The sequence below is a fragment of the Streptomyces sp. NPDC056883 genome, assembly GCF_042788835.1.
In the GTDB taxonomy this organism is placed as follows: domain Bacteria; phylum Actinomycetota; class Actinomycetes; order Streptomycetales; family Streptomycetaceae; genus Streptomyces; species Streptomyces stoeckheimensis.
This window is the reverse complement of record NZ_JBHUBS010000003.1, coordinates 174,075-190,169: the sequence shown is the minus strand read 5'-3', so window position 1 is coordinate 190,169 and position 16,095 is coordinate 174,075. Positions and strand designations below refer to the sequence as shown.

At 73.9% G+C, this 16,095-nt stretch carries 15 protein-coding genes; 10 read left to right on the top strand and 5 right to left on the bottom strand.

Annotation, left to right across the window (positions count from 1 at the left end; all coding sequences use genetic code 11):
• The first annotated feature begins 40 nt into the window (after positions 1-40).
• A complete protein-coding gene (locus ACFRU2_RS09920; protein ID WP_382970033.1) occupies positions 41-253 on the top strand; it encodes a hypothetical protein in 213 nt (70 codons plus the stop codon).
• Positions 254-260: 7 nt separating this feature from the next.
• Here the strand turns inward: ACFRU2_RS09920 and ACFRU2_RS09915 are convergent, their stop codons facing one another.
• Positions 261-1,448 (bottom strand): alpha/beta hydrolase, encoded by a 1,188-nt coding sequence (locus tag ACFRU2_RS09915; protein ID WP_382970031.1) that lies wholly within the window; start codon positions 1,446-1,448, stop codon positions 261-263.
• Positions 1,449-1,713: 265 nt separating this feature from the next.
• Here ACFRU2_RS09915 and ACFRU2_RS09910 point away from each other — a divergent pair, with 265 nt between their 5' ends.
• Positions 1,714-2,535, top strand: coding sequence for an inositol monophosphatase family protein (locus ACFRU2_RS09910; protein WP_382970029.1), 822 nt, complete (start codon positions 1,714-1,716; stop codon positions 2,533-2,535).
• A 96-nt stretch (positions 2,536-2,631) separates the two neighbouring features.
• Positions 2,632-4,053: a phytoene desaturase family protein gene (locus tag ACFRU2_RS09905; RefSeq protein WP_382970027.1), complete on the top strand. Its 1,422-nt coding sequence runs from the start codon at positions 2,632-2,634 to the stop codon at positions 4,051-4,053.
• A 25-nt stretch (positions 4,054-4,078) separates the two neighbouring features.
• On the opposite strand, the gene ACFRU2_RS09900 is transcribed toward ACFRU2_RS09905, so the two are convergent.
• Complete coding sequence (locus ACFRU2_RS09900; RefSeq protein ID WP_382970025.1) at positions 4,079-5,221, bottom strand: aromatic acid exporter family protein; 1,143 nt, start codon at positions 5,219-5,221, stop codon at positions 4,079-4,081.
• 57 nt (positions 5,222-5,278) lie between these two features.
• Entirely contained in the window at positions 5,279-6,469 is a 1,191-nt protein-coding gene (locus tag ACFRU2_RS09895) for an anion permease (RefSeq protein WP_382970022.1), read from the bottom strand.
• 311 nt (positions 6,470-6,780) lie between these two features.
• Here ACFRU2_RS09895 and ACFRU2_RS09890 point away from each other — a divergent pair, with 311 nt between their 5' ends.
• Both ACFRU2_RS09890 and ACFRU2_RS09885 read left to right on the top strand, forming a co-directional pair.
• Positions 6,781-8,214, top strand: coding sequence for an MFS transporter (locus ACFRU2_RS09890; RefSeq protein WP_382970019.1), 1,434 nt, complete (start codon positions 6,781-6,783; stop codon positions 8,212-8,214).
• A gap of 10 nt (positions 8,215-8,224) precedes the next feature.
• Positions 8,225-8,728 (top strand): MarR family winged helix-turn-helix transcriptional regulator, encoded by a 504-nt coding sequence (locus tag ACFRU2_RS09885; RefSeq protein ID WP_382970018.1) that lies wholly within the window; start codon positions 8,225-8,227, stop codon positions 8,726-8,728.
• A 33-nt stretch (positions 8,729-8,761) separates the two neighbouring features.
• Here ACFRU2_RS09885 and ACFRU2_RS09880 read toward each other — a convergent pair whose 3' ends face one another.
• On the bottom strand, positions 8,762-9,877 hold the full coding sequence (locus ACFRU2_RS09880; RefSeq protein ID WP_382970015.1) for a right-handed parallel beta-helix repeat-containing protein: 1,116 nt from the start codon (positions 9,875-9,877) through the stop codon (positions 8,762-8,764).
• A gap of 380 nt (positions 9,878-10,257) precedes the next feature.
• Here ACFRU2_RS09880 and ACFRU2_RS09875 point away from each other — a divergent pair, with 380 nt between their 5' ends.
• The 3 genes from ACFRU2_RS09875 to ACFRU2_RS09865 all read left to right on the top strand — a co-directional run bounded on the left by ACFRU2_RS09875 (position 10,258) and on the right by ACFRU2_RS09865 (position 13,184).
• The gene (locus tag ACFRU2_RS09875) at positions 10,258-10,770 is read left to right on the top strand and encodes an O-acetyl-ADP-ribose deacetylase (RefSeq protein ID WP_382970013.1); all 513 of its coding nucleotides are present in this window, start codon (positions 10,258-10,260) and stop codon (positions 10,768-10,770) included.
• A gap of 60 nt (positions 10,771-10,830) precedes the next feature.
• Positions 10,831-11,388, top strand: coding sequence for a TetR/AcrR family transcriptional regulator (locus tag ACFRU2_RS09870; protein WP_382970010.1), 558 nt, complete (start codon positions 10,831-10,833; stop codon positions 11,386-11,388).
• A gap of 110 nt (positions 11,389-11,498) precedes the next feature.
• The gene (locus tag ACFRU2_RS09865; RefSeq protein ID WP_382970007.1) at positions 11,499-13,184 is read left to right on the top strand and encodes an alpha/beta fold hydrolase; all 1,686 of its coding nucleotides are present in this window, start codon (positions 11,499-11,501) and stop codon (positions 13,182-13,184) included.
• Between the two features lie 59 nt (positions 13,185-13,243).
• On the opposite strand, the gene ACFRU2_RS09860 is transcribed toward ACFRU2_RS09865, so the two are convergent.
• On the bottom strand, positions 13,244-13,732 hold the full coding sequence (locus tag ACFRU2_RS09860) for an Lrp/AsnC family transcriptional regulator (protein WP_382970005.1): 489 nt from the start codon (positions 13,730-13,732) through the stop codon (positions 13,244-13,246).
• A gap of 135 nt (positions 13,733-13,867) precedes the next feature.
• Here ACFRU2_RS09860 and ACFRU2_RS09855 point away from each other — a divergent pair, with 135 nt between their 5' ends.
• Both ACFRU2_RS09855 and ACFRU2_RS09850 read left to right on the top strand, forming a co-directional pair.
• Positions 13,868-14,845, top strand: coding sequence for a DMT family transporter (locus ACFRU2_RS09855; protein ID WP_382970003.1), 978 nt, complete (start codon positions 13,868-13,870; stop codon positions 14,843-14,845).
• On the top strand, positions 14,838-16,058 hold the full coding sequence (locus tag ACFRU2_RS09850; protein WP_382970000.1) for an aromatic amino acid transaminase: 1,221 nt from the start codon (positions 14,838-14,840) through the stop codon (positions 16,056-16,058). The genes ACFRU2_RS09855 and ACFRU2_RS09850 overlap by 8 nt, the downstream gene beginning before the upstream one ends.
• Positions 16,059-16,095: the final 37 nt, after the last annotated feature.

Here is a 16,095-nt window from a genome sequence, read left to right as displayed (position 1 = left end):
CCGGCCCGACCAGGGGCCGGCCGGACCCGGGGGGACCCTCATGAACATCAGAGCCGCCGCCATGGCCGCCACCGCCGCCTTCGCCCTGGCCGCGCTGGGCGCCGGCCCGGCCTTCGCGGACAACCACAGCAGCGTCGCGCCGCAGGGCCTGGACGGCAACTTCGAGCACCTGAACCCGCAGCACATGACGGACGGGGCGTACGAGCACCTCGCCCCGCAGACCCTCGTCGTCGGCGACCTCGCCACCAACTAGGCCGGGGCTACGGGGTCTCCGACCCCCAGCCATTCGGGCAGGGGGCCGGGGGCTGAGGTGTCTGCGGGGCCGGGCCGTAGGCGTAGGCCACGAAGTCCTTGAGCTCCGGGCCCCAGTAGGGCCACGCGTGGTCGCCCGCGCCCCGGCAGTAGCGGTGGGCGACCGCGCGGTCCTTCAGGTCCTGGTGGAGCGCCGCGGTCATCGCGCCGATCTCCTTCTCGCCCGTACCGCCCGTGCCGCCCGCGTACAGGGCCAACTTCCCGCCGTACGAGGCGTACTTGCCGTCGAGCGCCAGGTTGACCGGGTTCTGCCCCGGCCAGGTGCTCGGCGGGCCGAAGACCGTGGCCATCCGGTACGGGGTGTCGCCGGTCACCCGGAACTTCCCGTCGAACAGGCCCGTCCACAGGATCGAAGCACCCACCGTCCAGGTGGAGTTGGTGATGATGCTCTGCGCGCCCGGGTCGTAGATGTCCGTGCCGGGCGAGAAGGCGCCGACTGCGGAGAACAGCTCCGGGTGGCGGCCGGCGTAGCGCAGGGCCCCGTAACCGCCCATCGAGACACCCGCGACCGCACGCCCGGAGGCCGCCCGCACGGTGTTGAAGTTGGCGTCGATCCACGGGACCAGCTGCTGGATGTGGAAGGTCTCCCACTGCGGGGCGAAGAAGCCGTCCGTGTGCCCGGGCCAGTCGCTGTACCAGCCGGCCTTGCCGCCCTCCGGCATCACGACGATGCCCTTGAAGGCGGAGTCCTTCAGGTTCGCCGTGACATTGCCCTCGTCGGTCTTCGACCACTGCTCCACGTCGCCCGTGCCGCCGTGCAGCAGGTACAGCACGGGGTAGGGGCGCGCCGGGTCCCGCTGGTAGTCCTCCGGCAGCAGGACGCGTACCCGCACGGGCACCTGGACCGGATCGATCGAGGGGGTGCCGCCGTGCGCGGCGAAGACGGCGGCGGAGGTCACGGAGGCGTCGCCCATGCGTTCGCTCTGTTCCGCGGCCACCGACCAGGTCCGCAGGGTCAGCCCGGCCGCGTTCGGCGCGGGCAGCGAGGGCAGGACGGACGCGGCGCCCACGGGGGCGGCGGGCGCGGCGACCACGAGCGCGGCCGCGGCGGTGGCGGCGGCCGCGAGCAGGGCTGCGGCGCGGCGGAGGGGGCGGAGGGACCGGGAGGAGCGGGCGGGGCGGGCGGGGCGGCGCATGAAGGGCTCCCAGGCGGTGGTGTGGGGGAGGGAGAGGGCCGGGCCCGGCCGGTGTAGCACGGGCGGCCGGAGCCCACCAGGAGGCGGACCGGGTTCCGGTCTTCCCGCCCGGTCCTCACCGCCAGGTCCGCACCTGATCCGCTCCCCACCCGCCCCGGTCCCCGCCGCCCGCCCGGCGGCGTGTTCATCCGCGGTCCACCCGGGGTCCGGCCGCCCGCCGGGTCCGGCAGTGGGGTTTGTCAGCCGGGCGTGCTTTGCTGGAGGCATGATCGATGAATTCCTCGCCCGGAACCTGTCCGACGTCGACGAAGCCGTTCGCAAAGCGGCGGCGATCGAGATCATGCCGAGGTTCCGTCGGCTCGCGGACCACGAGGTGGACGAGAAGAGCGGCCCGCACGACCTGGTGACCGACGCCGACCGCAAGGCGGAGGCGTACCTCACGGAGGCCCTGACCCGGCTGCTGCCCGGCTCGGCCGTGGTCGGCGAGGAAGCGGTGCACGCCGATCCCGGGGTCTACGGCGCGCTGCGCGCCGACGCCCCGGTGTGGATCGTGGACCCCGTCGACGGGACCCGGCAGTTCGTGCACGGCGAGCCGGAGTTCTGCACCCTGGTCGCGCTCGCGCACCGCGGGGAGCTCCTCGCCTCCTGGACCTTCGCCCCGGCGCTGGAGGAGATGTCCACCGCCGTGCGCGGACAGGGCGCGTACGTCAACGGCGAGCGGATCCTGAGCGGTTCGCCGGACCCCGGCGCCGAGCTGCGGGTCGCGACCGCCCACCCGCTGTACACCACCGAGGCCGAGCGGCGCGTCCTGGCGCGCCTCGACGTGCCCGGGGTGGCCTCCCGAGCCTGCGGTTCGGCGGGCCTGGAGTACCTGAAGGTGGCCCGGGGAGAGATGGACGGCCTGGCCTTCAACTGGCCCTCGGCCTGGGACCACGCGGCCGGGCTGCTGCTGGTCGCCGAGGCGGGCGGCTCCCAGAGCACCGTCGACGGGGTCCCCTTCCGGGTGGACCGGGACAATGCGCTGCCCTTCGCGGTCGGCCGGGACGAGGCCACGACCGTACGGATCCGGGAGCTGCTGCGCGGCTGAGCCCAGAGCGAACGCAGTCGGCGCGGATCTCGGATCCGCCTATGGACAGGGGCAATACCCTGGGGGCGGTGGCGCCGCCGGACGAAGGAGTCGCAAGTGCCGTCGATCCTCGATGCGGTCGTGGTGGGGGCCGGGCCCAACGGGCTGACGGCCGCCGTTGAACTGGCCCGGCGCGGCTTCTCCGTGGCCGTCTTCGAAGCCGCGGACACCGTCGGCGGCGGGGCCCGGACCGAGGAGCTCACCCTCCCCGGCTTCCGGCACGACCCCTGCTCGGCGGTGCACCCGCTCGGCGCCGGCTCCCCGGTCTTCTCCACGATGCCCCTCAAGCAGTACGGGCTGGAGTGGCTGCACGCCCCGCTGCCCATGGCGCACCCCTTCGACGACGGCACGGCGGCCGTGCTCTCCCGCTCCGTCGCGGAGACGGCCGCGTCCTTCGGGCCCCGCGACGCGGGCACGTACCGGCGGCTGGTGGATCCGTTCCTCGGCAAGTGGGACACCCTGGCCCGGGACTTCATGTCGCTGCCGGACACCGCGCTGCCCCGTGACCCGCTCACCCTCGCCCGCTTCGGGCTGGCCGGGCTGCCGCCCTCCACCTGGCTGCTGAGCCGCTTCCGCGACGACCGTGCCCGCGCTCTGTTCGCGGGGCTCGTCGCGCACGTCATCGCCCCGCTCGGCGGGATCGGGACCAGCGCCGTCGGCCTGGTCTTCGCCCTCGCCGCGCACGCGAACGGCTGGCCGATGCCGCGCGGCGGCTCGCAGTCGATCTCCGACGCCCTCGCCGGGTACCTGCGCGACCTCGGCGGGACGGTCCACACCGGGTTCGAGGTCAAGCGCCTCGACGACCTGCCGCCGGCCCGGGCGTACGTCTTCGACACCTCCCCGACCGCACTGGCCCGCATCGCACGCCTGGGCCGGGTCTACGACGGCTACCGCTACGGCGCCTCCGTGTTCAAGCTGGACTACGCCCTGGACGGCCCCGTCCCCTGGACCGCCGAGGAGCCCCGCCGGGCCGGCACGGTACAGATCGGTCCGCGCACCCGTGACATCGACGCGGCCCTGCAACTGGCCTGCGGCGGGCGCGTCCCGCGCACCCCGTTCCTCATCGCCGCACAGCCCAGCCTGGTCGACCCCGGCCGGGCGCCCGAGGGCAAGCACACCTTCTGGGTGTACGGGCACGTCCCGGCGGGCTGGGACGGCGACCTCACCGAAGCCGTCGAGCGCCAACTGGAGCGCTTCGCACCCGGGTTCCGCGACCTGGTGCTCGCCCGCGCCACGGCGGGCCCGCCGCAGCTCGCCGCCCGCAACCCGAACTACGTCGGCGGCGACATCGCCTGCGGAGCGGCTTCCGGGCTCCAGCTCCTGCTGCGCCCCAAGCTCACCCTGTCCCCGTACAACACGGCCCACCCGGCCGTGTTCCTGTGCTCCTCGGCCACCCCGCCCGGCCCTGGAGTGCACGGCATGTCGGGCCACAACGCGGCCAAGGCCGTCTGGCGCCACCTGCGCGGGAAGGCCGCCTGAGGACGCGCTCCACACCTGCCGGCGGCTACCCGAAAGCGGCCTTGTGGGGGCCGATCGAGGGGTCCAGTTCGTGGAGCATCTTCCGGGCGTCCTCCAGGATCCCGGCGGTGCACAGGACCCGCCAGTCCGCGTAGGCGGGGGACTGCGCCAGCGCGGTCCGCAGGAAGCCGGTCTCGGCCTCGCCGAGCAGCCCCGCCAGGCGGTCCCGCACCTCGGGCGAAGGCGCGTCCTCCCGTACGTGTACGTCGGCCAGGTCGCCCAGCATCGCGGCGAGCGCGGCCAGCACCCCGTCGAGCCCGGCCGGGGCGTCGGCCCGCCGGGGCACCAGGGGTTCCTCGTGCTGTGCCCAGTGCAGGGCGGGCGGGCGGCCTTCGCGGAAGGTCAGGTTGTACAGGCCGCGGGTGATCCCCCGGACCTGGTGCCCGACGTGGTCGAGGCACTGGGTGGCTTCGGCGAGCCGGTCCAGGCGGGGCCGCGCGGACCGGCCGCGCGGACTCCAGCGGATCGCGTCCTCGGCCTCGCGGACGGCCTGCCGCACCGCGTCGAGCTCCTTGGACAGGGAGCGGGCCCGCCGGACCCAGTCCCCGGTGCGCGCGGCCCACTCGTCCTCGGCCAGCCCGCGGGCGATCTCGGCCAGCAGGGCGGCCATCTGCCGGTTCAGGCGGGCCAGTTCCTCACCCGCACGGCGGGTGAAACCGGGGGAGGGCAGCGCCAGGCCGACGCAGGTGCCGACGAGCACGCCGACGACGTTGTCCTCCAGCCGGGCGGCCCCGTACCCGAAGGTGGTGGCGGCGCCCATCACGAGCACGGCGGTGAGCGCGATCTGGTGCATCTGCGAACCGAGGTTCATCGCGCGTCCCGCGAACATGCCGACCAGCACCACGAGGGCGACGCTCACCGTGTTCGTGCCGATCGACGCGGTGGCCACCACGCCGAGCAGGAAGCCGAACAGGATGCCGGCCGCCCGCTGCAGGCTCTTGCGCGCGGTGGCGAAGGGCGTGGTCTGCGTGGCGAGGACGGCGCCGGCCGGGGCGAGCGAGGCCGCGTCGGAGTGCAGCAGCACGGAGGCGATCCACCAGGCGAGTCCCGCCGAGATCGCCGCGCGCACGACCATGCTTCCGTCGCCGAAGCCGGCGGTCATCCGGGACCGCAGGCCCTCTGCCGCCACCGTTCTGCCCGATTCCTTCACTTGCGTGACCTTACGTGACGAGATGCGTACCGGGGCTCAGGCGGTCGCGGTCGCGGCGGCCGCGGAACCGGCCGTGGTGGTGGCGGCGGCGGCTTCCGCGGCGGTGGCCGGCTCCGGGGCGACGCTCCGCGCGGTGACGGCCGTCCGGCGGGACCGGACCCAGAAGGCGAGGGTCGCGCACAACAGCAGGGCGGCCGTGGTGTCCTGGCCCCAGGCGCCCTGCTCCGTGAGCAGGACGGCCAGGGCGGCGACGAGCCCCGCCGCGGGGAGCGTGAGGACCCAGGAGACGAGCATGGCCCGCACGGTCGCCCGGCTCAGGACCCCGCCGGGGGTGGCGAGCCCGGCCCCGGCGACGCTGCCGGTGACGGCGTGCGTGGTCGACACGGCGAAGCCCAGGTGGGAGGTGGTCAGCAGCACGGCCGCCGCGCTCGTCTGGGCCACACAGCCCTGCCGCGGGCCGAGCCGGGTCAGGCCCGTGCCGAGCGTGCGGATGATGCGCCAGCCGCCCGTGTAGGTGCCCAGGGCCATCGTGAGCCCCGCGGTCACGATGACCCACAGCGGGGGCGCGGACCCCGCGGGCAGGGAGCCCGCGGTGACCAGCGTCAGCGTGATCACGCCCATGGTCTTCTGTCCGTCGCCGGTGCCGTGCGCCAGGGACACGAGGGCGGCGGCGAGCACCTGCCCGCCGCGGGCCCCGCGGCCGCCTGCCCGCCCCGCTCGCTCCGTTCCGCGTTCCGGGCCGCTCAGCCGGCCCGCCGCCCGCGTCGCCGCGTACGCCACCAGTCCGCCGATCAGCGGAGACAGGACGGCGGGGATGAGGATCTTGCCGACCACGGCCATCCCGTTGACCCCCTGGAGCCCCACGGAGGCGACGGTGGCGCCGATCAGCCCGCCCACGAGGGCGTGCGAGGAACTGCTGGGAATTCCGAGCAGCCAGGTGGTCAGGTTCCACAGCACGGCGCCCGCCAGGGCCGCGAGGATGACCGGCGGACGTATTCCGGCGTGCTCGTCGATGATCCCCCCGGAAATCGTCTTGGCGACCGCCACCGAGATGAACGCACCCGCGAGATTGCACACTGCGGACATGGCCACGGCGACCTTGGGGCGCAGTGCGCCGGTGGCGATGGCGGTGGCCACGGCGTTCGCCGTGTCGTGGAACCCGTTGGTGAAGTCGAAGAGCAGGGCCACCGCGATGGTGATCGCGATGAGCGTCGTGGAGGAGTCCATGAGTGCGCGTCTCTGCGAGTGGAGTGGGAACGTCTGAACCATAGGCTCGCCGGACCGGCCGAATCGGCTTCCCGGGTAAACGGAAAACGAATAAGGCGGCGCTAAGTATAGGGAGGCAAAAATGCCGGGAAAATCCGTAAAGGATTCTGTCCGGTATTCCTCGACCGGCCTTGTCGGGACGGGGCTCCCGGCCTTTCGGCCCGCGGGGACCGGGTCTTTCCGCCTTTTCTTCCGGGAAGGGGAGAGAGGGAATGGAGCGGTGTCCGATGTAATCTCGGAACGTGGGGGGCCGGGCACGGAAGGAGCCCCGCATGTCGTTCCCGTTTCCGCCCGCACCCGCCCTGCCCGCCCTTCTCGTACGGGAACGGGCCCGGCCCGCCTGGGTGCGCTCGCGCACCGGCGCCTGGCGGCTGGCGGTGGCCACCGTGTGCTTCGGCGCCTTCATGGGCCAGCTCGACGCCAGCATCGTGACGATGACCTATCCCGGGGTACGGGCCGAGTTCGGGGTCCCCCTCGCGGGCGTCGAATGGGTCTCGCTGGCCTATCTGCTCACCCTCGTGGCCCTGTTGGTGCCCGTGGGCCGGCTCTCCGACGCCCACGGCCGCAAGCTCTCCTACCTCTACGGCTTCGCGCTCTTCACCGCCGCCTCTGCGGCCTGCGGCCTCGCCCCGACCCTCATCGCCCTCATCGGATTCCGGGTCGTGCAGGCGGTGGGCGCGGCCATGCTCCAGGCCAACAGCGTCGCCCTGGTGAAGACCAGTGCGCCCGCCGCACGGCTGCGGACCGCGCTCGGCGTACAGGCCGCCGCCCAGGCCGTCGGGCTGGCGCTCGGCCCCACCGCGGGGGCCGCCCTCGTGGCCGGGCTCGGCTGGCGCTGGACGTACTGGATCAACGTCCCCGTCGGACTCATCGCCCTGGCCGCCGGGCACTACCTGCTCCCGCGCACCCGCGACCGGGCCCCCGCACGCCGCTTCGACCGGGCCGGAGTCCTGTGGCTCGCCACCGCCACCGCCGCCCTCCTGGTCGCGCTCAGCTCCCTGTCGGGGCTGCACGTGCCGGCCTGGACCGGTCCGGCCGCCTGCGCGGTCGCCCTCGGGGCCACCGCCGCGCTCGTCCGGCAGGAGCGGAAGGCCCCCGCACCCCTGATCGACCCCGCGCTGCTGAGGACCCCCGGGATCCGGGGCGGGCTCGCGGCGGCGCTGTGCGGATACCTCGTCCTGTTCGGCCCGCTGGTGCTGGTGCCCGTACTCCTCCTCGGGTCCGGGCACGGCGTGCTCGCCGCCGGAACGGCCCTCACCGCCCTGCCCGCCGGGTTCGCGCTCGGCGCGGTGGGCGGTGACCGGGCCCTGCGCGCCTCCGTCACCGACCGGGCGCGCTGCCTGTACGGAGCGGCGCTGACCGGCTGCGCCCTGGCCGCCCTGCTCTTCCTGCCGCCCGCACCCGTGCCGCTCGCCTGCGCGCTCGGCGTACTCGGCCTCGGCCTGGGGCTGTTCGCCCCCGCCAACAACGCCCTCGTGATGCGGGCGGTGCCGAAGGAGGCTCCGGGTACCGGCGGCGGTCTGATCAACATGGCCCGCGGGCTCGGCACCGCGATCGGCGTCGCCCTCGTCACCCTGGCCCTGCACACGGGCGGCGCCGGCGGACGCCACGCGGTGCTGATCCTGCTGGCCGCGGCCGCCGCCATGGCCGTCACGGGGTCCCGGAGCGGCGCGGGCCGCACCCCGGCCGCGGCGGAGCGCGCGTAACGTGGTCGGTATGGCACGCATGCCGGGCCCGCCCGGTGCCCCGGACGCGCAGCCCGGCGCGGGCTCGCCCGAAGCCCGGGAGCTGACCGCCGCCGTCACCCGCCTGCGCCGCGCCCTGCGCGCCTCGATCCGTACGGAGTACCCCTGGGAGCAGCTCCCCATGGCCCAGGTGGAACTCCTCCAGGTCTGCGTAGAACACTCCCCGGTCCGCGTCAGCGAACTCGCCGCCCGCCAGCGCCTCGCACAGTCCACGGTGAGCGGACTCGTCGCCACGATGGTGCTGAACGGGCTGGTGACCCGCGAGGTGGACAGCGAGGACCGGCGCGCGGCCGCCGTCAGCGCCACCGATGCCGGCCGGCTGCGGCTGGCCGCCTGGACCCGCGCCCACGAACGCCGCCTGGAGCACGCGCTGACGGCCCTGCCCGACGCCGACCGCGCGGCGCTCCGCACGGCCCTGCCGGCCCTCGCCCGGCTCGCCGCCCGCCTGGAGGACGCGGACGGCGAGGGCCGGTAGGGGCGGAAGCGACGAGGCTCGGGCCGGAGGCCGCTACGGCTTCACGGTCGCCGTGGCGGTGAAGCCGCAGCATTCGAAGGTCTGTACCGGCGCGCCCGAGGTCTTCGTGATCTTCACGCCGTCGAGCACCGCGGTCGTGTCGACCGCCGACGCGATGACCGCGACACCGTGCACCCCGCCCGTGATCCGGTCCTTCCGGAGCGTGAACGAACCGTCCTGGAGGGCCATTCCGACGTACGAGTTCTTCCGGAGGTCGTTGCCACCGATGGTGAGGCCCGTACCGGCGACGTAGATGCCCACCTGGTTGCCGACGATCCGGTTGTGCTCCACGACGGTGCCCGGCGCGTCGCCGACGATCCCCGCGTGCTGGAACTCGTTGAAGAAGTCGGGACCACACTCCGGGTCGGGTTCCCGGCACTCGTTGTCGCTGACGGTGTTCTTGACCACGCGGCCGACCGCGCCCGCCACGAACTCGATGCCGTCGGTCGACAGGGTGGGGTGCCCGGTGACGGTGCTGCGCTCGATGGTGGCGGTGGACCCCTCGTTGAGGACGACCACCCCCGCGCCCTGGTAGCCCGTGATCTTGGTGTCGTGGATGGTGGCCGAGCCCGTACCGGTCGGCAGGTCCCCGACGAGGACGGCGTTCGCGGTGTGGAAGCAGGGCGCGGCCGGGGTGTCGGTGATGTGGGTGACGGCGGCGTGGCCGAGGTCGAGGCTCGCGCCCCCGAGCACGCGGATGCCGGCGCCGAGCGCGCCGTTGTCGCAGGTGCCGGAGCCCGGCCCGCTGACGGCGAGCTTGGACAGCTTGACCGAGGCGCCGTTGTGGATCTCGACGATCGAGTTGCCGCCGTCGTCGCCGGGGGTCAGCGTCTGCGGAGCCTGGATCGTCGTCTTCCCGTCGCCCGACCCGGTGATCGACAGGTTCTTGCCGATCACCACCTGCTCGCGGTAGACACCCGGCCGGACGGAGATCCGGTCACCGGGGGCGGCGGCGTCGACCGCTGCCTGGATCGTCGGATGGTCCCGGGGAACCACGAGGTCCGCCGACCCGCCCGCCGCAGCCGACGCAGGTACCAGTGGACAGACGGCGATGGCGGTGACGACGCAGAGCCCTAGCCGGGCCGCCGTCCTGATCAAGGGGATTGCCATGGGGTTTCGCTCCCGCGAGGGGTGTGCGCACCGTGGATCCGGGGGGTCCCCGGGACCCGTCGGCCGGATGCCCCCGGCCGCGCCTGCCAACCTAGGGACGGCTGTGATCACAGCCCCCTCCCGGCCGTCCGACACGGTCCGGGTTCCCCCTGCCGGCCCATCGCCGGGACCGCGCCCGGAGGCCGGCGGTGACCGAGTCCCAGGCCGTCCACCTCTTCGTGGGTCTGGCCGTGATGGCGGTGACGACCACCGCGCTCACCGGTCCGCTGCTGAGCCGCATCCTTTCCGCCCCGACGGCCGGGCCCGCGGCGGACGCAATTCCCTCGAAGCGGCCGTCGCGATGTCGATACCCTGCACCACCTGCGAAGGAAGGGAATCCGATGCCCCGCATCACGCTCGTTCTGGGTGACATCACGGCCGAGGAGGCCGACGCGGTGGTCAACGCCGCGAACTCCTCGCTCCTCGGCGGCGGCGGGGTCGACGGAGCCATCCACCGGCGCGGCGGCCCGGAGATCCTGGCCGCCTGCGAGGACCTGCGCCGCTCCCACTACGGCAAGGGCCTCCCGACGGGCCGGGCCGTCGCCACCACGGCCGGCCGGCTCCCGGCGGAACACGTGATCCACACGGTCGGCCCGGTCTGGTCGCGCGACGAGGACCGCTCCGAGCTGCTGGCCTCCTGCTACCGGGAGTCGCTGCGGGTCGCCGACGAGCTGGGAGCCCGTAGCGTCGCCTTCCCGGCGATCTCCACCGGCATCTACGGATGGCCGATGGACGACGGGGCGCGGATCGCGGTGGAGACCGTACGGTCCGTGCGGACCGAGGTGGAGGAGGTCCGGTTCGTGCTGTTCGACGAGCGTGCCTACGCGGCCTTCGCGGCGGCGGTGGACGCCTGAGGGGTTCGGCCGACCGAGGGGACGATTGAAAGAATATGTAGATCGGTCTAGTCTGTGGGCATGGGACAGAAGGGTGCCGAGACGCGTGACCGGCTGCTGGACGCGACGCAGGAGTTGATCGAGGCCGGGGGGTACTTCGGCGCCGGGCTCAATCAAGTGATCGCGGCCAGTGGCGCGCCCCGCGGCTCGCTCTACTTCCACTTTCCCGGCGGCAAGGACCAGCTCGTCGGCGAGTCCGTCCGGCGGGCCGGCGGGATGATCGGTGACGCCCTGGGGGGACTGGCCGGCTCCAGTCCGTCCGTGGCGGAGTTCGTCGACGGGGTGCTGCGGCACCTGGGCGACCGGCTGGAGGAGTCGGGCTGGCGCAAGGGATGTCCGGTGGCCACCGTGGCGTTGGAGATGGCCGCCGTCAGCGACCCGCTGCACGAGGCCTGCTCGGAGGTCTACGCCTCGTGGCAGGAGGCCCTGCGCGCACGACTGGCGGGCCGCCCGGACGCCGACGACCTCGCCGTCACGATCCTGGCCCTGGTGGAGGGGGCGCTCCTGCTGGCCAGGGCGCACCGCAGCAGGGGGCCGCTGGACAGCGTCTCCCGTCAGATCGGCGCCCTGCTGGCCTGACGCGGCCCGCGTGACCTGACAAGGCCCGCCCGGCATGACACGGCCCGTCGCGATCGGCGGGCTTCTTTTTGGCCTCAAAATATGTAGACCGATCTATTCAAGGGGTTCTCATGGACGCGATCGTCTTCGGCGCGACCGGATTCATCGGCCGCTCGCTCGTCGCCGAACTGCTCACCCGGGGGCAGCGGGTGGCGGCAGCCGTGCGCAACGACACCCTCACGCCCTGGCTGATCTCCCAGGGCGTCGACACCGGCGGGCTGGAGGTCGTCGTCGCCGACATCACGCGACCGCTCTCGGGGCTGCCCGAGGTGCGCGACGTCTACAACGCCGCCGGCCGCTTCGCCTTCGGCCTCGGCGTGCAGGAGGCGCGGGCGACCAACGTCACCGGGGCGCTCAACGTGCTCGAATGGGCCGCCGAACTGCCCGGACTGCGGCGGCTGGTGCACATCAGCGGGTACCGGGTGAGCGCGTCCGAGGGCCACCCCGACTACGCCGGGCTGGGCGCGTACGAGGCGTCGAAGTGCGAAGGCGATCTCGCGGTGCGTGCCCGGGCCCTCGCCCTGGGGGTCCCGCTCACCATCGCGAACCCCAGCACCGTGATCGGGCCGGGCCAGTACATCGGCCTGGCCACCCTCGTCGAGGACCTGTGGAACGGCCGGCTTCCCGCCCTGCCCGGCGGCCCGGACACCTTCCTGCCGATCGCCACGATCGACTACTTCGTACGGTTCCTCGCGGAGGTCCCCGCGGGGCCCGCGGGCGAGCACTACTGGGTGCTCGACGACAACACCCCGCTCCTGCCCGAGCTGATCGCCACGATCGCCGACCACACCGGCGTACGGGCACCCCGGCGGAGCGTGCCCGCCGGTCTGCTGCGCCGCCTGCCGCGCAAGCTGACCGGCGCCGATCCCGAGACGCTGGCGTTCCTGTCCGCCGACCGGTACCCGACGGCCCCCGCCCGCGCCTTCGCGGCGGGCGCCGGCCTGGAGATGCCCCCGGCCGCCGAGGCCCTGCGCGGGTGGGCCGACGAGCTGGTGGCCGCCCGGTTCGGTGCCGCATCGCCCTGGCTGAAGCCGTACGGCTTCTCCGAGGTGGCGGGCAGCCGTACCTGGGTGAGCGGAGAACGGCACCGCCCCGACCACGTCCTGCTGCACGGACTGCCGATGAACGCGGACCTCTGGGCGCCCCTCGCCGCCTTCCTCCCCGGCCCGGTCCTGGCCCCCGACCTGCCGGGCCTGGGCCGCTCGGCCGCCACGGCCCGGCCGGTGGACGCGTGGCTGGCCGATCTGCTGGGCCCGGTGCGGAGCCGCCCCACGCTGGTCGCGCACTCCCTGGCCTGCGGACCCGCGCTGCGCTTCGCCGTCGAGCACCCGGACCGCATCAGCGGCCTGGTGCTCATTTCCCCGGCGTTCCTGCAGGCACCCGCCTCCCGGCTCGCCCGCTCGGGCCTGGCCGCGCCGATGATGCGCCGGATGTCCGCCGCCCGGCTGGCCCGGACGCTCGGTGTCCCCGAGGGGGCGGAGCTGGAGAGCGCCGCGGCGGACCTGCGCCGTCGCGGCGTGGCGCGCCGCGTGGTCGCGGCCCTGCGCACGGACCTCGCCGGACGCCGGCGGTCGCGGGCGCTGCTGGACCGGGTGACGGTCCCGGTCCGGATCCTCGTGGGTTCGGCCGATCCGCTGGTCGAGGCCGTCGGCCACCCGGTGGTGGAGATCGACGGGGCCGGGCACTACCCCCAGCTCACCCACCCCGCGCAGGTCGCCCGCCACCTCGCCGCCGCCCCCGCTCCGATCGGCGGATGACCGGCCGGGCCGGGCCGGGCCGGGCCCGGCCCCGTCGGCCGCCGGCCGCCGTGATCGGCTCAGGAGGACGGCGAACGCCTCGATGCGCCCGGATTGGGCCGCGGGTACGTCCGGGACTGCTTGACGCTGCCGTACGCGAAGCTCGACTCGATCGAGGCGATGCCGGGAATGGCGTGGATCCGGTGGCGCACCAGGGCTTCGTAGGCTTCGAGGTCCTCGATGACGACCCGGAGCAGGAAGTCGCTGCTCCCCGCCATCAGATAGCAGTCCTGGATGTGCTCGATGACCGCGACGTGCTCCTCGAACAGCCTCACCGCTTCCGCCGTGTGGCGTTCGAGGCGGATCCGGACGAACACGGTGACCGGGAGTCCGAAGGCGACCTGGTCGACCATCGCGGTGTAGCCGCGGATGAGGCCCGCTTCCTCCAGGCGCCGGACCCGGCGCAGACAGGGCGACGGGGAGAGCCGGACGCGGTCGGCCAGGTCCTGGTTGGACAGGCGTCCGTCGGCCTGCAATTCCCTGATGATCTGCAGATCGACTGCGTCCATGGCCACTCCTTGGCAGATTCTGCCCCAAACGTATGTCTGAGAGGCAGAACTGGCAATCGACTGCCCCGGCCGAAGCCCTAGCGTTGCCCTCGAACGGGCCGGACCGGTCCGCTCTCAGAGGCTGGAGCAATTTCCTTGGTCGCGACGAACACCACCCCGGCGACCGCGCCTCCCGACGCGGCGGGCCCGAAGGCCGGACACCCCGGCCGGTTCGGGCTCTCCCCGCAGGCCGAGGGCATGCTGGCCCTCCTGCTGACCGTGGCGATCTGGGCGGCCTTCGCGCTCAGCGCCCGCGCCCTGAGCGCCTCCTCCCTGCTGCCGGCCGACGCGGCCCTGCTGCGGTTCGGCGTCCCCCTCCTCGTCCTGCTCCCTGCCTTGTGGCGGCGCCGCCGCCGCATCACCGCGGTGCGGCCGGGCGTCGCACTCAAGATCATCTGCGGTGCGGGGGTGCCCTTCTTCCTGGCGGCGATGCACGGCGGCGCGCTCACGTCCGCCGCCTTCGTCGGCTCGATCGTCCCCGGGATGGTCCCGCTGTTCGTCTCCGCGATCATGGTCCGCCGCGGCCACGGCATGCCCCGGGGGACGCAGTCCGTCGGGCTCGCGCTGATCGCGGCCGGTGTGGTCGCCCTCGTCTGGCGCTACGTCGTCCCGGTGGACACCGACGTGCTCGCCGGCTCCGGCATCCTCCTGGTCGCCAGCGGGCTGTGGGCCCTCTACACGGTGGGCCTGCGCGAGGTGGACCTCGATCCCGTCGGATCGATCGGGCTGCTGTGCCTGCCCTCCTTCGCGGTGATCGGAGTCCTGGTCCTGACCGGGGTGCTCCCGACGGGCATCGCGCACGCCGCGGGCGGCGACATCGCGCTGTTCCTGGTGGTGCAGGGGCTCGGAGTCGGGCTGTGCGCGGGCCTGCTGTACGCCTTCGCCATCCGCAGGCTGGGAGCCGAGCGCAGCTCCGTCGTCGGCAGCCTCAGCCCCGTCGCCGTCGTCCTGCTCGCCGTCCCGCTGCTCGGCGAGTCGCCGACCCCCGCCGTGCTCATCGGCGTCCCCCTCATCACCGCCGGCGTAGTCCTCGCCAACCGCCGCCCACGACCCAAGGTGCCCGCAGATGCTTGAGCTCCTCCCGCCGCCGCCCACCGACCCGCTGTGGGACCTGACCTACGAGTTCGGCACCGACGACCGTCCCGAACGCCTGAACCTCGTCCTCGGGGTCTACCGGGACCAGACGGGAGCCACGCCCGTCATGGCCGCCGTGCGCGAGGCCGAGATACGCCTGGCGGAGCGCTCGGAGTCCAAGGAGTACCGCGGGCTCTCCGGCAATGCCGCCTTCAACCGCTCCCTTCTGGACCTGGTCCTCGGCCCCGGCCCGGGCGGAGCGGCCGACCGGGCCGCGGCCGTCCAGACCGTCGCGGGCTCCGGCGCACTGCGGCTGCTGGCCGATCTGATCTGGCGCACCCGTCCGGGCACCACGGTGTGGGTCAGCGATCCGGCGTACGTCAACCACCGGCCCATCCTGGAGGCCGCCGGGCTGAAGGTCCGCCCGTACGGCTGGCGCGACGCCGAGGGCGGCTTCGACACGACGGGCGTGCTGCGGGAACTGCGCGAGGCCCGGCGGGACGACGTCGTCCTGCTCCAGGGGTGCTGCCACAACCCCACGGGCGTGGACCCCCTCCTCGACGACTGGGAGGCGCTGGCCGAGTCGGCCGTCCGCGTCGGCTGGGTGCCCTTCGTCGACCTCGCCTATCACGGGCTCGGCGACGGCCTGGACGCCGACCTGCTGGCCACGCGGATGCTGGCGGAGCGCGTACCGGAAATGCTGATCGCGGTCAGCTGCTCCAAGAACTTCGGCCTCTACAGCGACCGCGTCGGCTGCGCGATCGTTCTCGGCGCCTCGGCCCGGTCCGTGCGGCACGCCGAGACGGCCCTGCAGAACGCGGCCCGGACCCTGTACTCGATGCCGCCCGAGCACGGCGCGGCCGTCGTGACCACGATCCTGGAGGACGAGGGCCTACGGGCCGCCTGGCGGGCGGAACTGGACGTCATGCGGGGCCGGATCATGGCCAACCGGGCCGATCTGGTCGCCCACTTGGGTGCGCTGGGCCGGGAGGAACAGGCGCGGTCGCTGGCGCGTCAGAAGGGGATGTTCTCCATGCTGCCGCTCACGCCGCAGCAGATGCTCCGGCTTCGCCGGCAGTACGCCGTCTACGGCACCACCTCGGGGCGGATCAACATCGCGGGAATCCCGGCGAACCGCATTCCCCGCCTCGCGCAGGGCATCGCGGCGGTCCTCGACACGGCCGACGCGCCGCGGGTGATCCTGCCGGCTTAGGCCGTCTTTCCGGATCCCGCTCGCCTGGCCCGGCTGC